Origin of the sequence: Acidovorax sp. SUPP1855 (genome assembly GCF_030158955.1) — a bacterium.
GTDB lineage: Bacteria > Pseudomonadota > Gammaproteobacteria > Burkholderiales > Burkholderiaceae_C > Paracidovorax.
Genome location: NZ_BQXI01000022.1, coordinates 68,812 through 92,863, shown reverse-complemented (window position 1 = coordinate 92,863; position 24,052 = coordinate 68,812). Strand labels below are relative to the sequence as shown.

The 24,052-nt window shown below is 66.0% G+C and carries 25 protein-coding genes and 1 pseudogene; 22 read left to right on the top strand and 4 right to left on the bottom strand.

What is annotated here, in order from left to right:
* Positions 1-368 precede the first annotated feature (368 nt).
* The 5 genes and pseudogenes from AVMA1855_RS18290 (at position 369) to ubiA (ending at position 6,520) form a co-directional block, all read left to right on the top strand.
* A pseudogene (locus tag AVMA1855_RS18290) lies at positions 369-1,320 on the top strand (IS5 family transposase).
* A 572-nt stretch (positions 1,321-1,892) separates the two neighbouring features.
* Positions 1,893-2,858: a LysR substrate-binding domain-containing protein gene (locus AVMA1855_RS18285; protein ID WP_284426782.1), complete on the top strand. Its 966-nt coding sequence runs from the start codon at positions 1,893-1,895 to the stop codon at positions 2,856-2,858.
* Between the two features lie 236 nt (positions 2,859-3,094).
* Positions 3,095-4,849: a dipeptidase gene (locus AVMA1855_RS18280; protein WP_284426781.1), complete on the top strand. Its 1,755-nt coding sequence runs from the start codon at positions 3,095-3,097 to the stop codon at positions 4,847-4,849.
* A gap of 154 nt (positions 4,850-5,003) precedes the next feature.
* Entirely contained in the window at positions 5,004-5,528 is a 525-nt protein-coding gene (locus AVMA1855_RS18275) for a Dps family protein (RefSeq protein WP_284394159.1), read from the top strand.
* Positions 5,529-5,644: 116 nt separating this feature from the next.
* Positions 5,645-6,520: a 4-hydroxybenzoate octaprenyltransferase gene (gene ubiA / locus AVMA1855_RS18270; protein WP_284426780.1), complete on the top strand. Its 876-nt coding sequence runs from the start codon at positions 5,645-5,647 to the stop codon at positions 6,518-6,520.
* Between the two features lie 94 nt (positions 6,521-6,614).
* On the opposite strand, the gene proC is transcribed toward ubiA, so the two are convergent.
* From proC to AVMA1855_RS18250, 4 genes are all read right to left on the bottom strand, one after another.
* The gene (gene proC, locus AVMA1855_RS18265) at positions 6,615-7,457 is read right to left on the bottom strand and encodes a pyrroline-5-carboxylate reductase (protein WP_284426779.1); all 843 of its coding nucleotides are present in this window, start codon (positions 7,455-7,457) and stop codon (positions 6,615-6,617) included.
* A gap of 76 nt (positions 7,458-7,533) precedes the next feature.
* A complete protein-coding gene (gene glpK, locus AVMA1855_RS18260) occupies positions 7,534-9,066 on the bottom strand; it encodes a glycerol kinase GlpK (RefSeq protein ID WP_284426778.1) in 1,533 nt (510 codons plus the stop codon).
* Between the two features lie 52 nt (positions 9,067-9,118).
* A complete protein-coding gene (locus AVMA1855_RS18255; protein ID WP_284426777.1) occupies positions 9,119-9,883 on the bottom strand; it encodes a DeoR/GlpR family DNA-binding transcription regulator in 765 nt (254 codons plus the stop codon).
* A 366-nt stretch (positions 9,884-10,249) separates the two neighbouring features.
* Positions 10,250-11,515, bottom strand: a complete 1,266-nt coding sequence (locus tag AVMA1855_RS18250; protein WP_272566906.1) for a porin — start codon at positions 11,513-11,515, stop codon at positions 10,250-10,252.
* 341 nt (positions 11,516-11,856) lie between these two features.
* Here AVMA1855_RS18250 and AVMA1855_RS18245 point away from each other — a divergent pair, with 341 nt between their 5' ends.
* From AVMA1855_RS18245 to rplO, 17 genes are all read left to right on the top strand, one after another.
* Positions 11,857-12,939 (top strand): ABC transporter ATP-binding protein, encoded by a 1,083-nt coding sequence (locus AVMA1855_RS18245; protein ID WP_272569566.1) that lies wholly within the window; start codon positions 11,857-11,859, stop codon positions 12,937-12,939.
* A 1-nt stretch (position 12,940) separates the two neighbouring features.
* Positions 12,941-14,017 (top strand): ABC transporter ATP-binding protein, encoded by a 1,077-nt coding sequence (locus AVMA1855_RS18240; RefSeq protein WP_284394149.1) that lies wholly within the window; start codon positions 12,941-12,943, stop codon positions 14,015-14,017.
* On the top strand, positions 14,014-14,910 hold the full coding sequence (locus AVMA1855_RS18235) for a carbohydrate ABC transporter permease (protein WP_272549419.1): 897 nt from the start codon (positions 14,014-14,016) through the stop codon (positions 14,908-14,910). Before AVMA1855_RS18240 ends, AVMA1855_RS18235 begins: the two co-directional genes overlap by 4 nt.
* Positions 14,903-15,715 (top strand): carbohydrate ABC transporter permease, encoded by an 813-nt coding sequence (locus tag AVMA1855_RS18230; RefSeq protein ID WP_272549418.1) that lies wholly within the window; start codon positions 14,903-14,905, stop codon positions 15,713-15,715. Before AVMA1855_RS18235 ends, AVMA1855_RS18230 begins: the two co-directional genes overlap by 8 nt.
* A 150-nt stretch (positions 15,716-15,865) precedes the next feature.
* A complete protein-coding gene (locus tag AVMA1855_RS18225) occupies positions 15,866-16,174 on the top strand; it encodes a DUF2160 domain-containing protein (RefSeq protein WP_284413575.1) in 309 nt (102 codons plus the stop codon).
* Between the two features lie 113 nt (positions 16,175-16,287).
* A complete protein-coding gene (locus AVMA1855_RS18220; RefSeq protein ID WP_284394143.1) occupies positions 16,288-18,018 on the top strand; it encodes an ABC transporter substrate-binding protein in 1,731 nt (576 codons plus the stop codon).
* 153 nt (positions 18,019-18,171) lie between these two features.
* Positions 18,172-19,764 (top strand): glycerol-3-phosphate dehydrogenase/oxidase, encoded by a 1,593-nt coding sequence (locus AVMA1855_RS18215; protein ID WP_284426776.1) that lies wholly within the window; start codon positions 18,172-18,174, stop codon positions 19,762-19,764.
* A 194-nt stretch (positions 19,765-19,958) separates the two neighbouring features.
* On the top strand, positions 19,959-20,327 hold the full coding sequence (gene rplN, locus AVMA1855_RS18210) for a 50S ribosomal protein L14 (protein WP_025596343.1): 369 nt from the start codon (positions 19,959-19,961) through the stop codon (positions 20,325-20,327).
* Between the two features lie 9 nt (positions 20,328-20,336).
* Entirely contained in the window at positions 20,337-20,657 is a 321-nt protein-coding gene (gene rplX, locus AVMA1855_RS18205) for a 50S ribosomal protein L24 (RefSeq protein WP_272549412.1), read from the top strand.
* 9 nt (positions 20,658-20,666) lie between these two features.
* Positions 20,667-21,206, top strand: a complete 540-nt coding sequence (gene rplE, locus AVMA1855_RS18200; protein ID WP_272566913.1) for a 50S ribosomal protein L5 — start codon at positions 20,667-20,669, stop codon at positions 21,204-21,206.
* 8 nt (positions 21,207-21,214) lie between these two features.
* Positions 21,215-21,520 carry a 30S ribosomal protein S14 gene (gene rpsN / locus AVMA1855_RS18195; RefSeq protein ID WP_272549410.1) on the top strand — a complete coding sequence of 102 codons (306 nt, stop codon included), beginning with the start codon at positions 21,215-21,217 and terminating at the stop codon, positions 21,518-21,520.
* 20 nt (positions 21,521-21,540) lie between these two features.
* Positions 21,541-21,936 carry a 30S ribosomal protein S8 gene (gene rpsH / locus AVMA1855_RS18190; RefSeq protein ID WP_005793636.1) on the top strand — a complete coding sequence of 132 codons (396 nt, stop codon included), beginning with the start codon at positions 21,541-21,543 and terminating at the stop codon, positions 21,934-21,936.
* A gap of 24 nt (positions 21,937-21,960) precedes the next feature.
* A complete protein-coding gene (rplF, locus tag AVMA1855_RS18185; protein WP_272566914.1) occupies positions 21,961-22,494 on the top strand; it encodes a 50S ribosomal protein L6 in 534 nt (177 codons plus the stop codon).
* A gap of 11 nt (positions 22,495-22,505) precedes the next feature.
* Positions 22,506-22,871, top strand: coding sequence for a 50S ribosomal protein L18 (gene rplR, locus AVMA1855_RS18180; protein WP_272549407.1), 366 nt, complete (start codon positions 22,506-22,508; stop codon positions 22,869-22,871).
* A 17-nt stretch (positions 22,872-22,888) separates the two neighbouring features.
* Positions 22,889-23,407, top strand: coding sequence for a 30S ribosomal protein S5 (gene rpsE, locus AVMA1855_RS18175; protein ID WP_272549406.1), 519 nt, complete (start codon positions 22,889-22,891; stop codon positions 23,405-23,407).
* Positions 23,408-23,421: 14 nt separating this feature from the next.
* Positions 23,422-23,604, top strand: coding sequence for a 50S ribosomal protein L30 (rpmD, locus tag AVMA1855_RS18170; RefSeq protein WP_056670941.1), 183 nt, complete (start codon positions 23,422-23,424; stop codon positions 23,602-23,604).
* A gap of 10 nt (positions 23,605-23,614) precedes the next feature.
* Entirely contained in the window at positions 23,615-24,046 is a 432-nt protein-coding gene (gene rplO, locus AVMA1855_RS18165) for a 50S ribosomal protein L15 (RefSeq protein WP_272569571.1), read from the top strand.
* The last annotated feature ends 6 nt before the right edge of the window (positions 24,047-24,052 follow it).

Sequence of the window (24,052 nt, the reverse complement as noted above, 5' to 3'; positions counted from 1 at the left end):
CGATCAAGGCATCCACCAGCCGGGCCAGTTCTGCGAAGTCGATGTGCCGCGCGATCACCTGCAGCGGATCGCCCACCTCATCTCTCTTGTGTTGGCGCGAGGCCTCAGCGAACAGGTCGAACTTCAGCGCGCTACGGGGGGGGATCATCGCAAGTCATGGGTTGGCTGGTCTTGGTCAACCAGTGTGCGGCTGGGTTTTGAGAGGTTCCCGTCTATGCCGAGGACGGCATCGGCAGCACCGTGCTGGGCCAGTACGGTAATCGCAGGAGTTGCAACGGCGCCGCGCCGGCCGGTGAGATGGACAGCACGGAGGTCATCTACCGGCTTTGTTGCACAAATCGCGATGCTGATGCCCGTAGACTGACAGCGTGACAGAGACGAAGAACAGGCAGCGGAGCCAGTACCGCACGACGAACTGGAAGGCGTACGACGCGGCGCTGAAAGCGCGAGGCTCGTTGACGATGTGGCTCGATGAGGGCATGCAGTGGTTTGGCACGCCGACCGGCAAGCGCGGGCGCAGCCCGACCTTCTCGGACGCAGCCATCCAGTTCTGCTTGAGCATCAAGTGCCTGTTCGGCCAGCCCTTGCGACAGGCGCTGGGCATGGTGCAGAGCCTGCTGCGGCTAGCAAAGCTGGACTGGCCGGTACCTGACTTCAGCACGGTTTGCCGGCGCCAAAAGACCTTGCAGGTCGAGCTGAGCTACCAGCGAACCAACTCGCCGCTGCAGTTGCTGGTGGACAGCACCGGCATCGAGTTCCTGGGCGAAGGCGAGTGGAAGCGCAAAAAGCATGGCGCCGAGTACCGGCGCGAATGGCGCAAGGTCCATCTGGGCATCGACGCGCAGACGCTGGAAATACGCGCCATCGAGGTGACCGGCAACGCCGTTGGGGATGCGCCGATGTTGCCCGGGTTGCTGGCTCGGATGCCCACCGACGAATCCATCGAAAGCGTCAGTGGCGATGGCGCCTACGACACGCGCGCCTGCCTGGACGCCATTGCCGAGCGGCACGCGATGGCGGTGATCCCGCCCCGCAAGAACGCCAGCCATTGCAAGAAGTCGAGTCCGGGCTCGGCGCATCGCAATGAGGCCGTTCGGGCGTGCCAGCGCCTGGGTCGCGGCATTTGGAAGAAGTGGAGCGGCTACCACCGGCGCAGCCTTGTGGAGACGAAGATGCACCGCTTCAAGCGACTGGGCGAACGGGTGATCGCGCGCACGTTCGACCGCCAGGTTGTGGAGCTGCATGTCCGCGTGGCCTTGGCTCAATCGGTTCAGCCAGATCGGCCGTCCTCACACCGTGTCGGTGACTGCTGTGGCATAGGTCCGTCTGGGGTTGGGGTCATGCCGTCTGCAATTCGATTTGTGCAACAGAGCCCCTCCAAGCGATAAGTGAAAAGCGAGATGAACAGCACGAAACCCATCTGATCGTTTATGTGGCAAATCAATTTGCCTTATGGCGTTGGTGCTCCCGCAGCAGTGTTCAGAGCGATGCATGGCGGCAGGGCGTTAATTTCCCCGCCGTCCAACGCGGACGGAATCCATCCCCCTGGACCGACGACTCGCCCTCGCCAGAGTTCGGACCAAACACATTCGATGCGCTATATTTTTAATAGCATCATGACCATGATTTTGTAAGGCATGAAGCCTATTCGGCCATAAGGAAAGCCGCGGCGAAGATGACTGGCAAGCCCCATTAGCGCGCAACGCGCATGCCTCGGCCGCCAGCGTTTTCTGGGCATGCAATACACCTTTCGCCAGCCCCTGGCCCGCCCCGCACCCCAATGTGAAGCCTGGGTAAAGTTCCTTCCCCCCCACCGAACTCCCCGCGAACTGCCGACCGACAGGGGTTTCATCTCGGCGCACAATGTCGCGTTCGCCAATCCGCATCCAACAATGACCCTCACGGAACTCAAATACATCGTCGCTGTGGCCCGGGAGAAGCACTTTGGCCGGGCGGCCGATGCTTGCTATGTGTCGCAGCCCACGCTGTCGGTGGCCATCAAGAAGCTGGAAGACGAGCTGGAGGTCAAACTTTTCGAGCGCAGCGCGGGCGAGGTGTCGGTCACCTCGCTGGGCGACGAGATCGTGCGCCAGGCGCAGAGCGTGCTGGAACAGGCCGCCGCCATCAAGGAAATCGCCAAGCGCGGCAAGGACCCGCTGGCCGGGGCGCTCACGCTGGGCGTGATTTACACGATCGGTCCCTACCTGCTGCCCGAGCTGGTGCGCCACGCCATCGCGCGCACGCCGCAGATGCCGCTCATGCTGCAGGAGAACTTCACCGTCAAGCTGCTGGAGATGCTGCGCACCGGCGAGATCGACTGCGCGATCATGGCCGAGCCGTTTCCCGACACGGGCCTGGCGATGGCGCCGCTGTACGACGAGCCGTTCATGGCGGCCGTGCCCAGCAGCCACCCGCTGGCCGAACAGAAATCCATTTCCGCCGCGCAGCTCAAGAGCGAGACCATGCTGCTGCTGGGCGCGGGCCATTGCTTTCGCGACCATGTGCTGGAGGTCTGCCCCGAGTTCGCGCGCTACGCGAGCAATGCCGAGGGCATCCGCCGCACGTTCGAGGGCTCATCGCTCGAGACGATCAAGCACATGGTGTCGGCCGGCATGGGCGTGACGTTGGTGCCGCGCCTGTCGGTGCCGCGCGATGCCCTGCACACGGGGTCGCGCCGGCGCAAGAGCGACGACACGCACATCCGCTACCTGCCGATCCAGGAGACCGACGGCAGCCCGCCGCCCATGCGCCGCGTGGTGCTGGCCTGGCGCCGCAGCTTCACCCGCTACGAGGCCATCGCCGCGCTGCGCAACGCGATCTACGCCTGCGAGCTGCCGGGCATGACGCGCCTGTCCTGACCGCAGGCCAGCGGCCGGCCTCTTTTTTCGCTTCTTTTTGCGGGCCTGGCGGCCCGGTGGTCGGCGCTGGCCGCCGCGCGCGCGGGTTGCCGGCTTCACCGAAACGCCTCGGGGCAGGGCTAAACTTCGCCCCGCGCGCGGCCGGTGGGTGGGCATCCTCCACCCCGGCCTGGCGCGGGCCGCGCCACATGCGGTCCGCGCGGGGCGCCGCGCTCTCCACAATCCCGAGGACATTCATGAAGAAGCTTTTGATGGCGGCCGGCCTGGCCCTGGGCCTTTCGGCCTGCTCCAGCGTGACCGCGCCGACCGACGCCGCGCCCTTGGTGGGCACGCTCAAGAAACCCGATCTGGACCGCCTGGTGGTCGCCGAGACGGGCGCGCCCAGCGGCGATTTCAGCGCGTTCCTCGAACGCGCGGTGCGCACCTACCCTGCGCTGGCGCCCAGCGTGAAGGCGTATGGGTCCAAGGCCACGCTGGCGGGCGACGACCTGGTGAACATCAGCCGCCTGCTGGGCCTGTACAACCGGCTGCACCACCACACGGCGGTGATCGACACGACCGCGAAGATGGTGGCTATTCCCACGGTGCGCGCCGACAAGGTGCCGCCGCACGAGGACAAGGCCATCATCGCCTTCGGCACGCTGGTCGAAGGCATGGCCAAGGATTTCGGCCTGCAGTACCGCAACGTGGACAACCGCATCTTCGAAGTGAAGCTGCCCGGCACGGGCACCGAGGAATTCGGCATCCTCACGCACGCCGACGTGGTGCCCGTGGTGGCCGACGAATGGGTGCTGGACGACGGCACCCGGCTGGACCCGTTCAAGCTCACGCGGGTGGGCGGCAACCTGTACGGCCGCGGCTCCATCTACGACAAGGGCTCCATCGCCGCCGTGCTGTACGCGATGAAGGCGGTGAAGGACAGCGGCCTGCCGATGGCCCGCACGATCCGCCTCATGGTCGAGACGACCGAAGAAACGGGCGGCGACGCGATGAAGTACTACCGCGCCAAGACCCAGCTGCCCGAGTACAACATCGTGCTGGACAGCAAGTACCCCGCCGTGGTGGCCGAAAAGGGTTCGGGCGCGCTGCGCGCCTCGTTCGCCCTGGCACCTGCCGCCGCCGTGCCGGCCGGTGCGGTCACCATCGCTGCGATGGCGGGCGCCGCCTCGGCCAACGCCGTGCCGCAGACGGCCACCGCGCGCCTCACGGGCGGCGACCTGGCCGCCGCGGCGCAGCGCCTGGGCGCGGCCCGAGAGGCCTTCATCGCCAAGTACGCGGGCCAGGGCGGCCCCTTCGCCATCGACATCGTCCAGGACGGCGCCGCGCTGACGGTCAAGGTCACGGGCACGTCGGCCCACGGCTCGCGCCCCGAAGAGGGCGTGAACCCGCTGCCGCGCCTGGCGCTGTTCCTGCAGGAGTCCGGCGTGCCGCTGGCGGCCAACGGCTACGCCAGCGCGGTGCGCTACATCGCCGACCTGTACGGCACCGACTACCTGGGCCGCACGATGGGCCTGGCGTACAGCGACGACTTCATGGGCCCGCTCACGATGTCGCCCAACCTGGTGCGCGAGAAGGACGGCAAGGTCGATGTGCTGGTGAACGTGCGCATGCCGCGCGGCAGCACCGCCGACGTGCTGACGAAGGCCACCGCCGCGCGCATCCAGGCGTGGGGCGCGCAGGCCGGCGTGGCGGTCGAGGTGGACCACAGCCAGGGCGAGTGGATGGCGCGCGACCCCAAGGGCGCCTGGCTTTCCACGCTGCTCAACACCTTCGGCGACACCACGGGCCTGGAGGCCAAGCCCGTGCCCACGGCCGGCAGCACCACGGCCAAGCTGATGCCCAACGCGATCAACTTCGGCCCCGCGATGCCGGGCAAGAAATACACGGCCCACAACGCGAAGGAATTCAAGGAAGTGGCCGACCTCGACGCCGACATGCAGATGTTCACCGAGATGCTGGTGCGCATCGGCAACCTGCCGCAGATGCAGTGACCCCGGGCGGCCGCTGGCCGCCCTGCATGCGCTAAAGTGTTTCAGGCGCCCGCGCGCCACGCCTCCCCCCTCAGTGGCGGAGGCCCGGCCGGGCCGGCAAGATGGCAGCGGCAACGCAACGCATCGTTCAGTTCAGCACCCGAAGGAGTTCTCCATGGCCAAGACCCCCAAGACCCCCCTTGCCCGCGCCGGCGCCAGCGGCGCACCGCGCATCAACATCGGCATCAGCGACAAGGACCGCGCGGCCATCGCGCAAGGCCTGTCGCGCCTGCTGGCCGACACCTACACGCTGTACCTCACCACCCACAATTTCCACTGGAACGTGACGGGCCCGATGTTCAACACGCTGCACACCATGTTCATGGGGCAGTACACCGAGCTGTGGAACGCGGTGGACCCGGTGGCCGAGCGCATCCGCTCGCTGGGCCATGCGGCGCCGGGCTCGTACGCTCAGTTCGGCAAGCTCACCTCGCTGCCCGACGCGCCCACCGAGCCGCCCCACGCGCTGGAGATGGTGCGCATCCTGGTCGAGGGCCACGAGGCCGTCGCCCGCACGGCGCGCGAGCTGTTCCCGGTGGCCGACAAGGCCAGCGACGAACCCACGGCCGATCTGCTGACCCAGCGCCTGGCGGTGCACGAGCAGACCGCCTGGATGCTGCGCTCGCTCCTGGAGGAATAAGCCGGCCGGGCTTGCACGGCCCTGCCCAGCCAGCGCCCGCCCACCCGTGCGGGCGTTTTCGTTTCCCGGGTCGCCTCTCTTTCTCTCTTTTTTCTTTCCTTTCCTTTTTCCGCGCCATGCAGCTTTCCGCCCCCACGCCGTCGCGCCTGTCGCTCTACCTCGACCTGATCCGCTGGAGCCGCCCGGCCGGCTGGCTGCTGCTGCTGTGGCCCACGCTGTCGGCGCTGTGGGTCGCGGCGGGCGGATTCCCCGGCTGGCACCTGCTGGCCGTGTTCACGCTGGGCACCATCCTGATGCGCAGCGCGGGCTGCTGCGTGAACGACGTGGCCGACCGCCGGTTCGACCGGCACGTCAAGCGCACGGCGCAGCGGCCGGTGACGAGCGGCGCCGTCTCCCCGCGCGAGGCGCTGGCCGTGGGCGCGGTGCTGGCGCTGGTCGCCTTCGCGCTGGTGCTCACCACCAATGCCATCACCATCGCGTGGTCGGTGCCGGCGCTGGCGGTCACGGTGCTCTACCCGTTCACCAAGCGGTTCTTCTCGATGCCGCAGGCGGTGCTGGGCGTGGCCTTCAGCATGGGCATTCCGATGGCGTTCACCGCCGTGCGCGGCGAGGTGCCGTGGCTGGCGCTGTGGCTGGTGCTGGGCAACCTGTTCTGGGTGCTGGCCTACGACACCGAATACGCCATGGTGGACCGCGACGACGACCTGAAGATCGGCATGAAGACGTCGGCCATCACCCTGGGCCGCTTCGACGTGGCGGCCATCCTGGCGTTCTACCTGCTGCTGGTGGCGTTCTGGGGCGTTTCGCTGGCGCCGCTGGGGCTGGGCGCGGCGTTCTACCTCGCGATCGGCGCGGTGCTGGCCCAGGTGGCGTGGCACTTCGCGCTGATCCGCCACCGCACGCGCGACGGTTGCTTTCGGGCCTTCCGCGAGAACCACTGGATCGGGTTCACGCTATTCGCCGGCATCGTCGTGGGTTACGCGCTGCGATAGGTTGCTATTTTTTTGGTAGCAATATGCCCTAGTACTTATTGTGCTGGAGGGCGTTTTGGCTTGAAGCCGGCGGTGCGCCCGCCCGCGCTGGCGATCAGGCGCCGAACTCGTCGCCTAGTTCGCGCGCCCGCGAACGCGCGGCCTCCAGGGCGCGCATGAAGCGCTGGGGCACTTCGTCCTGCTCCATCGACTGCAGGGCGGCGTAGGTGGTGCCGCCCTTGGAGGTGACGCGCTGGCGCAGCACCTCGGGCGGCTCGTCCGAGCGGCGGGCCAGTTCGGAGGCGCCAGCGAAGGTGGCCACGGCGAGCTGGTGGGCCTGGGCGCGGCTCAGGCCCATGGCGGCGCCGGCCTCGGTCATGGCCTCCAGGAAGCGGAACACATAGGCCGGGCCCGAGCCCGAGAGGGCGGTGACGGCATCGAGCTGCGGTTCGTCGTCCACCCACAGGAATTCCCCCGTCGTCGCGATGATCCGCTCGATGGCCGCGCGCTCGGCGGCGGTCACCTGGGGGCGGGCGTAGAGGGCCGTCATGCCGCGGGCGATCAGCGCCGGGGTGTTGGGCATGGCGCGCACGATGCGTTCGCTGTCCAGCCACCGGGCGATGCTGTCCGAGCGGATGCCGGCGGCCACGCTCAGGTGCACGGCGCCGGCGGTGTGGGCGCGCGCCTGCCGGGCCGCTTCCTGGAAGGTCTGGGGCTTGACGGCCCACACCACGGTGCCGGCCCGGGCCAGCGCGGGGCCGGCCGCTTCGTGCGCCGTGATGCCGTGCTGCGAGAGCAGGGCGGCGCGGGCTTCGGCCCAGGGCTCGACGACTTCGATCTGCGCGGCCGGCACGCCCTGGCGGATCAGCCCGCCGATGATGGCGCTGGCCATGTTGCCTCCGCCGATGAAGGCGATGGCGGAGGAGTGCGAATCGGTCGCGGCGGGCGTGGCGTTCATGGCGGCGGTGGGCAGGTGGAGGCGAAGCGCAGGATGTTAGCGCCTGCGCTGCGGCGGGCGCCGGGGGCGGCGGTTTTCAGTCGAGCGAGGCCTGCCGCACGGCGTGCTCCCAGCGCGCCATGAGTTCGCGGGCACGCGGGGCGCCCAGCGTGGGCATGAAGCGGCGCTCGGCGCGCCACAGGTCCGACAGCTCGTCGGTGCTGCGGTACACGCCGCTCGACAGGCCGGCCAGGTAGGCCGCGCCCAGCGCCGTGGTCTCGATCACCGCGGGCCGCACCACGGGAATGCCCAGCAGGTCGGCCTGGAACTGCATGAGCAGGTCGTTCACGCAGGCGCCGCCGTCCAAGCGCAGCTCGCTCACCGGCGCACCGCCGGCGGCCACGGCGTCGCGGCTCATGGCCTGCAGCAGCGCGGCGCTCTGGTAGGCGATGCTCTCCAGCGCCGCCCGCGCGATGTGGGCGAGCGTGGTGCCGCGCGTGAGGCCGGTGATGGTGCCGCGCGCGTCGGGCTTCCAGTAGGGCGCGCCCAGGCCGGTGAAGGCCGGCACCATCATCACGCCGCCCGAATCGGGCACGCTTTCGGCGAGCGACTGCACCTCGTTGCTGGCCGAGATGGCGCGCAGGCCGTCGCGCAGCCACTGCACCACGGCGCCACCGACGAACACGCTGCCTTCCATGGCGAACTCGGGCGTGCTGCCGGCCAGGCTGAGCGAGGCCGCGCCGGGCGGCGCCGTGCCGATCTGGGCGGCGCTGGTGGTGAGCAGGCCGTTGGTGGAGGTCTGGAACTTCTGCCCCGTGTGCATCAGCATGAAGCAGCCGGTGCCGTAGGTGTTCTTGGCCATGCCGGCCTTGAAGCAGGCCTGGCCGAACAGCGCGCTCTGCTGGTCGCCGGCCACGCCGCCGATGGGCAGGGCGCTGCCCAGCAGCTCGGGGTGGGTGTCGCCGAAGTGGGCGCTGGAGGGGCGCACCTCGGGCATGAGGGCGCGCGGGATCTGCAGCAGCTCCAGCAGTTCGTCGTCCCACTGGTTGGTGCGCACATTGAAGAGCATGGTGCGCGCGGCGTTGCTCACGTCGGTCATGTGCACCTGGCCTTGCGTGAGCTGCCAGATGAGCCAGCTGTCCACGGTGCCGAAGGCCAGTTCGCCGCGCTCGGCCTGGGCGCGCGCGCCGGGCACGTGGTCCAGCAGCCAGCGCAGCTTGGTGCCCGAGAAATACGCATCGATCAGCAGGCCGGTCTTGGCCTGGATGGTGTCGGCCAGGCCGCGCTCGCGCAGCTCGGCGCACAGGGGCTCGGCGCGGCGGTCCTGCCAGACGATGGCGTGGTGCACGGGCTCGCCGGTGCGCCGGTTCCACAGCACCGTGGTCTCGCGCTGGTTGGTGATGCCCAGCGCCCGCACGTCGCCGGCCTTCAGATTCGCCTGGGCCAGGGCCTGCCGCGCGGTGGCCAGCTGGGTGCGCCAGATCTCGCGCGGGTCGTGCTCCACCCAGCCGGGCTGCGGGTAGATCTGCGGCAGTTCCAGCTGTGCCTGCGCGACGATGTGGCCGCGCTCGTCGAACACGATGCTGCGGGAACTGGAGGTGCCTTGGTCGAGGGCGAGCAAATAGGTCATGGTGGATTCTGGAAGGAGAGGACCGGCGGGGTGCCGCAGGGCGGTGGGGGCGTCATCCAGCGACGGTGCAGTCCACGCCGGCATCGCGCAGCAGCGCGGGAAAGGGCTCGGGTGGCGGCGCATCGGTGAACAGCCGGCCGATCTGCGCCAGCGTGGCGGCCTGCACCATCGCCGCACGGCTGAACTTGCTGTGGTCGGCGGCCAGCCAGACCTCGCGGGCCTGGGCGATGATGGTCTGCGCCACCTTCACCTCGCGGTAGTCGAAGTCGCGCAGCGTGCCGTCCGATTCGATGCCGGAGATGCCGATGAGCGCGATGTCCACCCGGAACTGGCGGATGAAATCCACCGCGGCCTCGCCCACGATGCCGCGGTCGCGCGAACGCACCACGCCGCCGGCCACGATGACTTCGAAGTCGGGCTTGCCGCTCAGGATGGCGGCCACGTTCAGGTTGTTGGTGATGACGCGCAGGCCGCGGTGGTGCATGAGCGCGCGGGCGATGGCTTCGGTGGTGGTGCCGATGTTGAGGATCAGCGAGCAGTCGTTGGGCACCTGGGCCGCCACGGCGCGCGCGATGCGGGCCTTGCCGTCGGCATGCAGCGTTTCGCGCTGCGTGTGGCCGAGGTTCTCCAAGGTAGAGGTCGGCACTCGCACGCCGCCGTGGAACCGCCGCACCAGCCCCAGTTCGGCCAGCCGCTGCACGTCGCGCCGCACCGTCTGCAGCGTCACGCCCAAGGTGTCGGCCAGCTCCTCCACGGTGGCGGATTGGCGGGAGCGGACCTCTTCGAGCAGGCGCAGTTGGCGGGGATTGGTGTTCACGGAGGGTGGGGCAACGAAGCGAAATGAAGGCGCGGGACGGGCAAAGGCGCTGGTCTTACTTTAAAGCGAACCAAAACGAACCGTTCCAGGGTAAACCTTGATGAAAAACGATCACAAAGCAACACGCTTGATCGCGGCGGGCCCCTTTCGGGTGGGCTGGGGGGTGGGGAAGGGTGCGGTTTGCCGGGCCTTGCTCGGGAAAACGCAGAGCGAGGGCGTGGTGGAGCTGTGGGAGCCTGGAAACAGGGCGTGGGGGCAGTGCGCTCGCAGGCGCAGGCCTGAAGGAAGGAAGAATGGCGCCCCAACGAAAAATCCCCCTTGCGGGGGATTTCGGTGTGGCGCAGTCGGCGGAATGCGCCGGGCGCGTCAGAAGCGGTGGCGGATCGACAGCGTCAGGCTGTTGACGTCCTTGCCCGGGGCTGACGCCACGCCGCCGAGGAAGCCGTTGCCGCCCAGCAGGTCCTGCGAGGTGTTCTTGTTTTCCAGGTGCGTCAGCACGGCGCTGACGTCGGTGCGCTTGGACAGGGCGTAGGTGTAGGCCGCGCCGTAGGAATAGCGGTCGGCATCGAACGGCCGCCGGTCATTCATGTTGTTGTAGGCCACGGTCACGGTGTGCGGGCCGGTGGTGATGCGGTAGCCGATCTGGAACAGGCGGGCATCCTGCTTGAAGGCCTGCACGAAGGCGTTCTGCACCAGCGTGGCCACGGGGGCGGTGGCCGGGTTGGCCGACAGGCCCGTGGCAATGGTCGACAGGTCGGTGGGGTGGTCGTCCTTGATGGTGGCGTACTGGCCGGACAGCGTGCCCGGCCCGATGTCCAGCGTCGCGCCCAGGATGGCGTTGGTGAGCGACTTCTGGCCCAGCTCGTTGTTGCGGGTGTTGTAGCCGCCGCCGAAGGAATAGCCGTCGCCCTTGTAGATGGCCATGATGCCCAGCAGCCGCCGTGCGCTCGGCTTGCCGGCCACTTCGCCCGCCGCATACATGGCCGTGGCGGTGAGTCCGTCCTTTTGCAGCGCGTACTGGATCGAATTGCTCACGCGGATGTCGAACGAGGCCGGAATCGCCACCAGCTGCCCCAGGGCCAAGCTGGACTCGGTCTTCATCGCGTCGAAGTTGCCGGTGGCCAGGTAGCCGGGCGTGTACTGGCGGCCGACGGTGAAGGCGCCGAACGGCGTGACCAGGCCGGTGAAGATCTGCCGGTCGAAAATGCTGTTGCCCAGGTTGACGCCCACCTGGGAGCCGATCTGCGCGGCCACGGCCGAGACCGCGGGTTGCAGGGCGGCGGGCAGGCCCAGCGAGGAGGCGGTGCTGAGCCGGTCCGGCAACTGGCCCAGGGAGGGCGGGCGGTTGCTGAGGCTGCCGGTATCGGCTTCGATCCGCGATTCGAGCGTGAAGATCGCGCGGTAGCCGCCTCCCAGGTCTTCATTGCCCTTGAAGCCCAGGCGGGACCCTTCCATGTTGCCGCTGGTGAGCCGCGTCAGATTGCCGCCGGGGGCGCCGGTCATGTAGTTGATGCCCAGGTCCACCAGACCATACATGGTGAGGCTGCTGGTGCCTGGCGGCGTGCTCTGCGCCATGGCGACCGACGAGGCGCAGCCAAGAACGACGGCCGACAGCGTACGCATTTTCTTCATAAGGACTTCCGAATGGCAAAAGGGGAATGGAGGGGCGGCGACAGCATGCGGCGCTTTTGGAAGGCTGAGACTAGAGGCAACGCCTCGGTCGGTAAAGGAGGGGAATGCCGGACTGGGCATTTGTGACACAGGGGGAAACCCGGAACCCGGTCCCGGGCGGATGCGGCCCGCCGCATCGCGGCGTTGAAGCGAACGAAAACGAATCAATCGAGGGTAAACCTTGATTCGATACGAACGAAAAAGAACAAAAATGAAGCCATTCGAAGCGCGCAGGTTCCGTCAGGCACTGCGCGTTTTGCACGTTCAACTGGCCGCAAGGGGCCTTCAGGAAAGGTTGCGTGATGCAACTGGTAATGGACCGCATCAGCAAGCGGGTGGGAGCGCAGACCTGGCTCCATGGCATGGACATGGCGCTGCACAGCGGTGCGGTGACCGTGCTGCTGGGCGCCACGCAGGCCGGCAAGACCAGCCTGATGCGCATCATGGCGGGGCTGGACACACCCACCGAAGGCCGGGTGCGCGTCGATGGTGTCGATGTGACCGGCGTGCCCGTGCGCGAGCGCAACGTGGCCATGGTGTACCAGCAGTTCATCAACTACCCCTCCATGACGGTGGCCGACAACATCGCCTCGCCGCTCAAGCTGCGGGGTGACAAGGGCATCGCCGAGCGCGTGCGCGCCCTGGCCGAGCGGCTGCACATCGACATGTTCCTGAACCGCTATCCGGCCGAGCTGTCGGGCGGGCAGCAGCAGCGCGTGGCGCTGGCCCGGGCCCTGGCCAAGGGCGCGCCGCTGATGCTGCTGGACGAGCCCCTGGTCAACCTCGACTACAAGCTGCGCGAGGAACTGCGCGACGAGCTGACCCAGCTGTTCGCTGCCGGCGACTCCACCGTGGTCTATGCCACCACCGAGCCGGGCGAGGCCCTGCTGCTGGGCGGCTACACCGCCGTGCTGCACGAGGGCGAACTGCTGCAGTACGGCCCCACGGCCGAGGTCTTCCATGCCCCGAGTTCGCTGCGCGTGGCCCGCGCCTTCAGCGACCCGCCGATGAACCTGATCGCCGCCGATGCGGCCGCCGGCGGCGTGCGCATGGCCGGCGGCGGCCTGCTGGCGCTGCCGCAGGGTTTGCCGGCGGGCAGCGCCGCGACGGGCCTGACCGTCGGCGTGCGGGCGAGTGCCCTGCGTCTGCAGGCACGCCCCGGCGACGTGGCGGTGGCCGGCACGGTGGAGCTGGCCGAAATCTCGGGCTCGGACACCTTCGTGCATGCGCACACGCCCTGGGGCGAACTCGTGGCGCAGGTCACGGGAGTGCACTACTTCGATCTGGGTGCGGCCATCACGCTGCACCTGGCACCGGGCGAAGCCTATGTCTTCGGCGCCGACGGCGCCTTGCTGCTGGCGCCCGCGCGCCGGGGAGGGCGCTGAGATGGCGCGCATCAATCTGGATCTGGCGCACGCCTACAAGCCCAACCCGCAGCAGGACAGCGACTACGCGCTGCTGCCGCTGTCGATGGAGTTCCGCGACGGCGGCGCCTATGCCTTGCTGGGCCCCTCGGGCTGCGGCAAGACGACCATGCTCAACATCATGTCGGGCCTGCTCGTGCCCTCGCAGGGGCGCGTGCTGTTCGACGGCAAGGACGTCACCCACGCGAGTCCGCAGGAGCGCAACATCGCCCAGGTGTTCCAGTTCCCGGTGATCTACGACACCATGACGGTGGCCGAGAACCTCGCCTTTCCGCTCAAGAACCGCAAGGTACCCGAGGCCCAGATCCGCCAGCGCGTCGGCCAGATCGCCGAGATGCTGGACATGAGCGGGCAGCTCGACCAGCGCGCCTCGGGCCTGGCGGCCGATGCCAAGCAGAAGATATCGCTCGGGCGCGGCCTGGTGCGCTCCGACGTGGCGGCCGTGCTCTTCGACGAGCCGCTCACGGTGATCGATCCGCACCTCAAGTGGCAATTGCGCCGCAAGCTCAAGCAGATCCACCACGAGCTCAAGCTGACCCTGATCTACGTGACCCACGACCAGGTGGAGGCGCTGACCTTCGCCGAAGAGGTGGTGGTGATGACGCGCGGGCGCGCCGTGCAGGTGGGCGCGGCCGATGCGCTGTTCGAGCGGCCGCAGCACGTGTTCGTGGGCCACTTCATCGGCTCGCCGGGCATGAACTTCCTGCCCGCGCAGGGCGAGGCGGATGCCATCGTCGTCGCGGGCCACCGCCTGGCGCGGCCCGCGGGCAAGGCCCTGCCGGCCGGCGCGTTGCAGGTGGGCGTGCGCCCCGAGTACCTGGCCATCGCCGCGGCAGGGCAGCCCGGCGCGCTGCCCTGCACGGTGGAGAAGGTGCAGGACATCGGCACCTACTTCCTGCTCACCGCCCGCGTGGGCGAGCACACGCTCAAGGCCCGCCTGGGCACGGGCGAGGCGGTGCCTTCGGCGGGCGACACGGTCTGGCTGCAGGTGCTGGGGCGCCACACCTGCTTCTATCAAAACGAGGAGTTGCTGGCATGAGCACCACGACCAAGCCCGTGAACCAGAAGGCCTGGTTCCTGATCCTGCCCGTCATCCTGTGCGTGGCCTTCTCGGCCATCCTGCCGCTGATGACCGTGGTGAACTACTCGGTGCAGGACATCATCTCGCCCGAGCGGCGCGTGTTCGTCGGCACCGAATGGTTCGCCGCCGTGATGCGCGACGAAGAGCTGCATGCGGCCCTGTGGCGCCAGATCACGTTCTCGCTCGCCGTGCTGGCGGTGGAGATTCCGCTGGGCATCTGCCTGGCGCTGTCCATGCCCGCGCAAGGGTGGAAATCCTCCGCCGTGCTGGTGACGGTGGCGCTGTCGCTGCTGATCCCGTGGAACGTGGTGGGCACCATCTGGCAAATCTACGGCCGCGCCGACATCGGCCTGCTGGGCGCCGCGCTGCAGTACATCGGCATCGACTACAGCTACACCGGCAACGCCACGCAGGCCTGGCTCACCGTGCTGGTGATGGATGTGTGGCACTGGACGCCGCTGGTGGCGCTGCTGTGCTTCGCCGGGCTGCGCTCGATCCCTGACGCCTACTACCAGGCCGCGCGCATCGATGGCGCGAGCAAGTTCGCCGTGTTCCGCTACATCCAGCTGCCCAAGATGCGCGGCGTGCTGATGATCGCGGTGCTGCTGCGCTTCATGGACAGCTTCATGATCTACACCGAGCCCTTCGTGCTCACCGGCGGCGGGCCGGGCAATGCCACCACCTTCCTCAGCCAGTACCTCACGCAGAAGGCCGTAGGCCAGTTCGACCTGGGCCCGGCGGCGGCGTTCTCACTGATCTACTTCCTCATCATCCTGCTGCTGTGCTTCATCCTCTACAACTGGATGCAGCGCGTGGGCACCGACGCACAGACCGGAGCCGGCCATGAATGAAAAGCGTTTTCGCAAACGGAGCCTCTTCCTTGCGGCCTATATCGTCTTCGCGCTGCTGCCCATCTACTGGATGGTCAACATGAGCTTCAAGACGAACGCGGAGATCCTCTCCACGTTCTCGTTCTTTCCCCAGCACTTCACCTGGGACAACTACAAGACCATCTTCACCGACGAGTCCTGGTATTCGGGCTACATCAACAGCCTGATCTACGTGGCCATCAACACGGTGATCTCGCTCACCGTGGCGCTGCCGGCGGCCTATGCGTTCTCGCGCTACCAGTTCCTGGGCGACAAGCACGTGTTCTTCTGGCTGCTGACCAACCGCATGACGCCGCCCGCGGTGTTCCTGCTGCCTTTCTTCCAGCTCTACACGACCGTGGGGCTGATGGACACGCACATCGCCGTGGCGCTGGCCCACCTGCTGTTCAACGTGCCCCTGGCGGTGTGGATCCTGGAAGGCTTCATGACCGGCATCCCGCGGGAGATCGACGAGACGGCCTACATCGACGGCTACAGCTTCCCGCGCTTTTTCCTGACCATCTTCCTGCCGCTCATCAAGGCCGGCGTGGGCGTGGCGGCGTTCTTCTGCTTCATGTTCAGCTGGGTCGAGCTGCTGCTGGCGCGCACGCTCACCAGCGTGAACGCCAAGCCCATCGTGGCGACGATGACGCGCACCGTGAGCGCCTCCGGCATGGACTGGGCCACCCTGGCCGCGGCCGGTGTGCTCACCATCGTGCCGGGTGCCATCGTCATCTGGTTCGTGCGGCACTACATCGCGAAGGGTTTCGCGATGGGCCGGGTTTGACGTGTGAAGGGAGCACAAGCATGAATCACACACTTTCACCGCAGAGCGCGCGATGCGTCCAAGGCCAGCGGCAGCCGTGGAGCGGGCTTTGCCCAGCCGCCCGATGCGTCCCCCCGGGAGGAAGCGCCGCAGGCGCTCAGGGAGGTACCCATGTTTGAGTGGATGGCCTGGACCACGCCGGTGGCCGTTTTCTTCCTGTGCATCGTGCTCATGCTGGCCGGCATGACGGTGTGGGAAATCAAGTCCCCCACCCTGCTCCGGCGTGGCTGGCTGCCGCTGGCGACGACGCGCGGCGACCGCCTCTTCATCGGCCTGCTGGCCGCCGCCTATGTGAACCTGGCCTTCGTGGGCATCAGCGGGCACCTGGTGCAGTGGTTCTCGCTGTCGGCCGAGCCGTCGATCTGGATCAGCTTCGTGCTGTCGATGGCCTTGCTGGTGCTGATCCTGCGCAAGGGCTGACGGCGCGGTTGCCGGGAGTTTTTTCTGCCGCCGGTCCGACCCATCCCCCGGACCCGGCGGCCGCTGGAATGCAAAGGGGAGTCGATTCAACTGACTATCAGGAGACAAGCACTATGAAGATGCAGTATTCGGCGCTGGCGTTGGCCGTCGCGGTCCTGGCCGGCAACACGGCCATGGCGGGCGAGGCGGAAGCCAAGAAGTGGGTGGACAGCGAATTCCAGCCGTCCACGCTGGCCAAGGACCAGCAACTGGCCGAGATGAAGTGGTTCATCGACGCGGCCAAGAAGCTGCAGGCCAAGGGCGTGAAGGAAATCTCGGTGGTGTCGGAAACCCTGACCACGCACGAGTACGAGTCCAAGACGCTGGCCAAGGCCTTCGAGGAGATCACCGGCATCAAGGTCAAGCACGACCTGATCCAGGAAGGCGACGTGGTCGAGAAACTGCAGACCTCGATGCAGTCGGGCAAGTCGATCTACGACGGCTGGATCAGCGACTCCGACCTGATCGGCACGCACTACCGCTACGGCAAGATGATGAACCTGACCGACTACATGTCGGGCGCCGGCAAGGAGTTCACCAACCCTGGCCTGGACCTGAAGGACTTCATCGGCACCAAGTTCACCACCGCGCCGGACGGCAAGCTCTACCAGCTGCCCGACCAGCAGTTCGCCAACCTGTACTGGTTCCGCGCCGACCTGTTCGAGCGCAAGGACTTGAAGGACAAGTTCAAGGCCAAGTACGGCTACGACCTGGGCGTGCCGCTGAACTGGAGCGCCTACGAAGACATCGCCGAATTCTTCAGCAACGACGTGAAGACCATCGACGGCAAGGCCATCTACGGCCACATGGACTACGGCAAGAAGGATCCCTCGCTCGGCTGGCGCTTCACCGACGCATGGCTGTCCATGGCGGGCGCTGCCGACATCGGCACGCCCAATGGCCTGCCGATCGACGAATGGGGCATCCGCGTGGCGGCGGACAAGTGCACGCCCGTGGGCGCCTCGGTGTCCCGCGGCGGCGCGACCAACTCGCCCGCGGCCGTGTACGCGCTCACCAAGTACGTGGACTGGATGAAGAAGTACGCGCCCAAGGAAGCCATGGGCATGACCTTCGGCGAATCCGGCCCCGTGCCCGCGCAAGGCCAGATCGCCCAGCAGATCTTCTGGTACACCGCCTTCACCGCCGACATGGTCAAGCCCGGCCTGCCCGTGGTGAACGCCGACGGCACGCCCAAGTGGCGCATGGCGCCCGGCCCCAACGGTCCGTACTGGAAGCCCGGCATGCAGAACGGCTACCAGGACGTGGGATCGTGGTCGTTCTTCAACGGCCATGACGCCAACAAGACGGCCGCCGCCTGGCTCTACGCCCAGTTCGTGACCGCCAAGACCGTCTCGCTCAAGAAGACCATCGTGGGCCTGACGCCCATCCGCGAGAGCGACATCCAGTCCAAGGCCATGACCGACATGGCGCCCAAGCTCGGCGGCCTGGTCGAGTTCTACCGCAGCCCGGCCCGCGTGGCCTGGTCGCCCACCGGCACCAACGTGCCCGACTACCCGAAGCTCGCGCAGCTGTGGTGGAAGAACGTGGCCCAGGCCGTTACGGGCGAGAAGACCCCGCAGGGCGCCATGGACACGCTGGCCGACGAGATGGACCAGGTCATGGCCCGCCTGGAGCGCGCCGGCATGGCCCATTGCGCACCCAAGCTCAATCCCAAGGGCGATCCTGCCAAGTGGCTGAGCGACAAGGCCGCCCCCTGGGCCAAGCTGGCCAACGAAAAGCCCAAGGGCGAAACCATTGCCTACGACCGCCTGCTGCAGGCCTGGAAGGACGGCAAGGTGCGCTGACCCGGCAGGATGGGCCGGCGCCCACGCACCGCCGGCCTGATTTGCCCACCTCCCGCCCTCGTCCTTGTCTGCAAGGGCCTGGGCGGATTTGTTTTTTGCGGTGAATCAAGGGTTAACCCTTGGTTTTTCCGAGACGCATGGACAATCGATCCCATGAATACCGTGACCACCCCCCTGTACACCAAGCGCTCCGAACTGCTGGCTCGGCTGGCCGAGCCCCGCCTCTACGACCTGGCGGTGATCGGGGGCGGCGCGACAGGCCTGGGTGTGGCACTGGACGCCGCCGCGCGGGGCTTCAGCGTGGTCCTGGTGGAGTCTCACGACTTCGCCAAGGGAACCTCCTCCCGCGCCACCAAGCTGGTACACGGGGGCGTGCGCTATCTGGCGCAGGGCAATATCTCCCTCGTGCGCGAAGCGCTGCACGAGCGCACCACGCTGTTGAACAACGCCCCCCACCTGGCGCAGCCGCTGCCTTTCGTGATGCCGTCCTACCGCTATTGGGAAACGCCGTTTTACGGCGTGGGGCTCAAGGCCTACGACGTTCTGGCGGGCAAGGCCGGCCTGGGCGCCACCGAATTCCTGGGCCGGGAAAGCACCTTGCGCCTGCTGCCCACGGCCCGCAAGGAAGGGCTCAAAGGCGGGGTCAAGTACTGGGACGGCCAGTTCGACGACGCCCGGCTGGCGCTCGCCTTAGCCCGCACGGCGGCGCAGCGCGGGGCCTTGCTCGTCAACTACTGCTCCGCCCGCGATCTGGTGCACGAGGCCGGCAAGGTGGCGGGTTTCACCTGCGAGGACCGCGAAACCGGCACTACCTATAGCGTGCGCGCGAAATGCGTGGTCAATGCCACCGGTGTGTGGGTGGACGCGTTCCGCCAGCAGGATGCCGCGGCGCTCGGGCGCCCCGCCAAGCCCATCGTGGCACCCAGCCAGGGCGTGCACATCGTGGTGGACCGCGAGTTCCTGCCTTCCGACCATGCGCTCATGGTGCCCAAGACGGCCGATGGCCGGGTGCTGTTTGCCGTGCCGTGGCTGGGCAAGGTCATCCTGGGGACGACCGACAGCCCGCGCCAGGATCTGGCCCGCGAGCCCCTACCGTTCAAGGAGGAAGTGGCGTTCATCCTGAGCGAATCCGCCCGCTACCTGACCCGGGCGCCCGCGCCTTCGGATGTGCGCAGCATCTGGGTCGGATTGCGTCCTCTGGTCAAGCCGCAGGACGACGACGGTGACAACACGAAGAGCATCAGCCGCGAGCACACCGTGATCGCCAGCGCGAGCGGACTGGTCACCGTCACCGGCGGAAAATGGACCACGTACCGCGCCATGGCGGAGGACGTGTTGCAAAAATGCTTCACTGCGGGGTTGCTGACGGAGCGCCCGAGCGGCGTGACGCGCCATCTTCCCCTCGTGGGCTCGCCCCAGCAGGCGGTGCAGCACCGCATCAGCGCGCCTCAAGGCCTGCACTCCTATGGCAGCGAGGCATCCTTCATCGACGGTCTGCCAGGCGCGGACGCCGCGCTGTCAGAGGGGCTGACCGAGGCGATGGTGCGATTCGCCGCCCGCTACGAGTACGCCCGCACGGTGGAAGATGTGCTGGCCCGCCGCAGCCGGATGCTTTTCCTGGATGCGGCCCAAGCTGCTCGTCTGGCCCCGCGCGTGGGCGAGATCCTGCGCGAGGAACTTGGCCTCGACCCCCAACTGGAGGTGTTTCAGGCGTTGGCCCGGCAGTATTTGGACGTCCCGTTGTGAAGTGCTTGACGCCAGTTGCGCTTTTTGACAAAATCGAGGGCTTCGCGTTTCAAGCGCGAGGTTTCTGCCCAGCGGGAAGTGCTGCAAATGGTTTGCGGCATGGACGACGGGCCCAAGACTGATTGGCTGATCTTCAGCCCTTGAGACGTTCTCTGGGGCTGTCAATCCTGCCGGTGCAAGTTGGGAATATTGAAATGATCCAGACAGAATCTCGGTTAGACGTTGCCGACAACACCGGCGCGAAGTCCGTCCTGTGCATCAAGGTGCTGGGTGGTTCCAAGCGTCGCTACGCCAGTGTCGGCGACATCATCAAGGTGAGCATCAAGGAAGCCGCTCCGCGTGGCCGCGTCAAAAAGGGCGAGGTCTACAGCGCAGTGGTGGTTCGTACGGCGAAGGGTATTCGCCGTGGCGACGGTTCGCTCGTCAAATTCGATGGCAACGCAGCAGTGTTGCTAAATGCAAAGCTGGAGCCCATCGGCACCCGCATCTTCGGGCCCGTGACGCGTGAACTGCGTACCGAGAAGTTCATGAAGATCGTGTCCCTGGCTCCTGAAGTTCTCTGAGGACGCGCCATGAACAAGATTCGCAAGGGCGACGAAATCGTTGTGCTCACCGGGCGCGACAAGGGCAAGCGCGGCACGGTGTCGCTGCGCAAGGATGACTCCTATCTGGTCATCGACGGCATCAATCTGGTCAAGAAGCATGTCAAGCCGAACCCCATGAAGGGTACGACCGGCGGCATCGTGGAAAAGGCCATGCCGATCCATCAGTCCAACGTGGCCATCTTCAATGCGGCTACCGGCAAGGCTGATCGTGTAGGTATCAAGGTGCAGGCTGATGGTGCGCGCGTTCGCGTGTTCAAGTCCAGCGGCGCTGAAATCAAGGCGGCCTAAGGAGTCAACATGGCACGACTGCAACAACACTACCGCGAAAAAATCGCCCCCGAACTCGCCAAGCAGTTCGGTTACACCTCTCCGATGCAAGTCCCTCGGCTGACGAAGATCACCCTGAACATGGGTGTGAGCGAAGCCGTGTCGGACAAGAAAGTGATGGACAACGCCGTCGCCGATCTGACCAAGATCGCTGGTCAGAAGCCCGTGGTGACCAAGGCCAAGAAGGCCATCGCCGGTTTCAAGATCCGCGAAGGCCAGGCCATCGGCTGCATGGTCACCCTGCGTGGCGTTCAGATGTACGAATTCCTGGATCGTTTCGTGACCGTGGCTCTGCCCCGCGTCCGTGACTTTCGCGGTATCTCTGGCCGGGCCTTCGATGGCCGTGGCAACTACAACATCGGTGTCAAGGAACAGATCATTTTCCCTGAAATCGAGTACGACAAGGTGGATGCCTTGCGCGGTCTCAACATCAGCATCACTACGACGGCACGTAGCGATGAAGAAGCGAAGGCGCTTCTCGCTGGTTTCCGTTTCCCGTTCAAGAACTGAGGCAGCGTATGGCTAAAGTAGCTTTGATCCAGCGCGAACTGAAGCGCGAAAAATTGGCCGCCAAGTACGCAGCAAAGTATGCGGAATTGAAGGCAGTTGCCAGCGACATGAAGCGCAGCGATGAAGAGCGTGAAGCAGCCCGTCTGGGTCTGCAAAAGCTCCCACGCAACGCCAACCCCACGCGTCAGCGCAACCGTTGCGAAATCACCGGTCGCCCACGTGGCACGTTCCGCCAATTCGGTCTGGCTCGCGCAAAGATCCGTGAACTGGCTTTTGCCGGCGACATCCCTGGTGTCACCAAGGCCAGCTGGTAAGCGGGCAGGAGAGATACAACATGAGCATGAGTGATCCCATCGCTGACTTGCTGACCCGCATTCGCAACGCGCAAATGGTGTCCAAGGCAACCGTGCTGGTGCCGTCTTCCAAAGTGAAGATCGCCATCGCACAAGTGCTGAAGGACGAGGGTTATATCGACGGCTTCCAGGTCAAGACCGAAGCCGGCAAGTCCGAACTTGAAATCGCACTGAAGTACTACGCCGGTCGTCCGGTGATCGAGCGTATCGAGCGCGTGAGCCGTCCTGGCCTGCGTGTGTACAAAGGCCGTGATTCCATCCCGCAAGTCATGAACGGTCTGGGTGTGGCGATTGTCACGACGCCCAAGGGCGTGATGACCGATCGCAAAGCGCGCGCTACCGGTGTCGGCGGCGAAGTGCTTTGCTACGTCGCTTAAACGTGGCATTGAGGAGTAACTGAAATGTCCCGCGTAGGAAAAATGCCGGTGACCATCCCCGCAGGTGTGGATGTGTCCATCAAGGACGACCAGATCAATGTGAAGGGTACGGGCGGCACGCTGTCGCTGACCCAGAGCGCGCTTGTGAAGGTCTCCATCAAGGACGGCAAGCTCAGCTTTGAGCCTGTCAACGAGTCCCGTGAAGCGAATGCCATGAGTGGCACGATCCGCCAGTTGGTGAACAACATGGTGGTGGGTGTTAGCAAGGGCTTCGAAAAGAAGCTGAACCTGATCGGCGTGGGCTACAAGGCCCAGGCTGCAGGTGCCAAGCTGAATCTGAGCGTGGGTTACTCGCACCCCGTGAACTTCGAAATGCCTGCTGGCATCACGGTTGCGACTCCGACCCCGACCGAAATCGTGATCAAGGGTGCCGACCGCCAGCGCGTCGGCCAATTGGCCGCTGAGATCCGTGCCGTTCGTCCGCCCGAGCCCTACAAGGGCAAAGGCATCCGTTATTCGGACGAAAAAGTCACGATCAAAGAGACCAAGAAGAAATAAGGAGCTGCAACATGTTGACCAAGAAAGAGCAGCGTCTTCGTCGTTCGCGCCAGACCCGCATTCGCATTGCGCAGCAAGGCGTGGCGCGTTTGACGGTGAACCGCACGAACCTTCACATCTACGCCAGTGTTATCTCCGGCGACGGCAGCAAGGTCCTGGCCAGCGCATCGACGGCAGAAGCCGATGTGCGCAAGTCCCTCGGTGGCTCTGGCAAGGGTGGCAATGCCACCGCTGCCCAGATCATCGGCAAGCGCATCGCTGAAAAGGCGAAGGCGGCCGGCATCGAGAAGGTTGCATTCGATCGTGCAGGTTTTGCCTATCACGGCCGCGTCAAGGCTTTGGCCGACGCTGCACGTGAAGCTGGCCTGCAGTTCTAAGCGGAGCGAAATACAAAATGGCTAAATTTCAACCCAAAGTGCAGAGCGAAGGTCAGGACGACGGTCTGCGCGAAAAAATGATCGCGGTGAACCGCGTGACCAAAGTCGTGAAGGGCGGCCGTATTCTCGGTTTTGCCGCACTGACTGTGGTCGGCGACGGTGATGGCCGCGTCGGCATGGGTAAGGGCAAGTCGAAAGAAGTGCCTGCAGCCGTGCAAAAGGCAATGGAAGAAGCTCGCCGCAATCTGGTGAAGGTGTCGCTCAAGAACGGCACCATCCACCATCAAGTGACGGGCCACCATGGTGCTGCACACGTGATGATGGCTCCCGCCCCTAAGGGTACGGGCATCATTGCGGGCGGCCCGATGCGTGCTGTGTTCGAAGTGTTGGGCATCACCGACATCGTGGCCAAGAGCCACGGTTCGTCGAACCCCTACAACATGGTCCGCGCAACGTTCGATGCGCTGGTGCATTCCACGACCCCCTCGGAAGTGGCAGCCAAGCGCGGTAAGTCGGTCGAAGACATCTTCGCCTGAACGGAGTTGAGCAAATGACTACGCAACAAACCGTCAAGATTCAACTGGTGCGCAGCCCGATTGGCACCAAGGAATCGCACCGTGCCACCGTACGCGGCCTGGGCCTGCGCAAGCTGAACAGCATCAGCGAACTGCAGGACAGCCCTGAAGTGCGCGGCATGATTAACAAGATCAGCTATCTGGTCAAAGTCCTCTGAGAGGTTGATGATGGAACTCAATAGCATCAAGCCTGCAGACGGAGCCAAGCATGCCAAGCGCCGCGTTGGTCGCGGTATCGGTTCTGGTCTGGGCAAGACCGCGGGTCGCGGTCACAAGGGTCAAAAATCGCGTTCTGGCGGTTACCACAAGGTGGGCTTCGAAGGCGGTCAAATGCCTCTGCAGCGTCGCCTGCCTAAGCGCGGCTTCAAGTCCCATCTGCTGAAGTTCAATGCAGAAGTGACCCTGACGGCGCTGGACCAACTGGGTCTTGCTGAAGTCGACCTGCTGGCGCTCAAGAGCGCCGGTTTGGTGGGGCAGCTGATCAAGGTGGTGAAGGTCATCAAGAGTGGCGAACTGAGCAAGTCGGTCAAGTTGACCGGCATCGGTGCAACGGCGGGCGCGAAGGCGGCCATCGAAGCTGCCGGCGGCAGCCTGGCTTGAATACGT

Bases quoted from the DNA above. Each gene is read 5' to 3' on its own strand.
- AVMA1855_RS18285 (WP_284426782.1), top strand. From the start codon at position 1,893: ATGACCCTCACGGAACTCAAATACATCGTCGCTGTGGCCCGGGAGAAG.
- AVMA1855_RS18280 (WP_284426781.1), top strand. From the start codon at position 3,095: ATGAAGAAGCTTTTGATGGCGGCCGGCCTGGCCCTGGGCCTTTCGGCC.
- AVMA1855_RS18275 (WP_284394159.1), top strand. From the start codon at position 5,004: ATGGCCAAGACCCCCAAGACCCCCCTTGCCCGCGCCGGCGCCAGCGGC.
- ubiA (WP_284426780.1), top strand. From the start codon at position 5,645: ATGCAGCTTTCCGCCCCCACGCCGTCGCGCCTGTCGCTCTACCTCGAC.
- proC (WP_284426779.1), bottom strand. From the start codon at position 7,457: ATGAACGCCACGCCCGCCGCGACCGATTCGCACTCCTCCGCCATCGCC.
- glpK (WP_284426778.1), bottom strand. From the start codon at position 9,066: ATGACCTATTTGCTCGCCCTCGACCAAGGCACCTCCAGTTCCCGCAGC.
- AVMA1855_RS18250 (WP_272566906.1), bottom strand. From the start codon at position 11,515: ATGAAGAAAATGCGTACGCTGTCGGCCGTCGTTCTTGGCTGCGCCTCG.
- AVMA1855_RS18245 (WP_272569566.1), top strand. From the start codon at position 11,857: ATGCAACTGGTAATGGACCGCATCAGCAAGCGGGTGGGAGCGCAGACC.
- AVMA1855_RS18240 (WP_284394149.1), top strand. From the start codon at position 12,941: ATGGCGCGCATCAATCTGGATCTGGCGCACGCCTACAAGCCCAACCCG.
- AVMA1855_RS18235 (WP_272549419.1), top strand. From the start codon at position 14,014: ATGAGCACCACGACCAAGCCCGTGAACCAGAAGGCCTGGTTCCTGATC.
- AVMA1855_RS18230 (WP_272549418.1), top strand. From the start codon at position 14,903: ATGAATGAAAAGCGTTTTCGCAAACGGAGCCTCTTCCTTGCGGCCTAT.
- AVMA1855_RS18225 (WP_284413575.1), top strand. From the start codon at position 15,866: ATGTTTGAGTGGATGGCCTGGACCACGCCGGTGGCCGTTTTCTTCCTG.
- AVMA1855_RS18220 (WP_284394143.1), top strand. From the start codon at position 16,288: ATGAAGATGCAGTATTCGGCGCTGGCGTTGGCCGTCGCGGTCCTGGCC.
- AVMA1855_RS18215 (WP_284426776.1), top strand. From the start codon at position 18,172: ATGAATACCGTGACCACCCCCCTGTACACCAAGCGCTCCGAACTGCTG.
- rplN (WP_025596343.1), top strand. From the start codon at position 19,959: ATGATCCAGACAGAATCTCGGTTAGACGTTGCCGACAACACCGGCGCG.
- rplX (WP_272549412.1), top strand. From the start codon at position 20,337: ATGAACAAGATTCGCAAGGGCGACGAAATCGTTGTGCTCACCGGGCGC.
- rplE (WP_272566913.1), top strand. From the start codon at position 20,667: ATGGCACGACTGCAACAACACTACCGCGAAAAAATCGCCCCCGAACTC.
- rpsN (WP_272549410.1), top strand. From the start codon at position 21,215: ATGGCTAAAGTAGCTTTGATCCAGCGCGAACTGAAGCGCGAAAAATTG.
- rpsH (WP_005793636.1), top strand. From the start codon at position 21,541: ATGAGCATGAGTGATCCCATCGCTGACTTGCTGACCCGCATTCGCAAC.
- rplF (WP_272566914.1), top strand. From the start codon at position 21,961: ATGTCCCGCGTAGGAAAAATGCCGGTGACCATCCCCGCAGGTGTGGAT.
- rplR (WP_272549407.1), top strand. From the start codon at position 22,506: ATGTTGACCAAGAAAGAGCAGCGTCTTCGTCGTTCGCGCCAGACCCGC.
- rpsE (WP_272549406.1), top strand. From the start codon at position 22,889: ATGGCTAAATTTCAACCCAAAGTGCAGAGCGAAGGTCAGGACGACGGT.
- rpmD (WP_056670941.1), top strand. From the start codon at position 23,422: ATGACTACGCAACAAACCGTCAAGATTCAACTGGTGCGCAGCCCGATT.
- rplO (WP_272569571.1), top strand. From the start codon at position 23,615: ATGGAACTCAATAGCATCAAGCCTGCAGACGGAGCCAAGCATGCCAAG.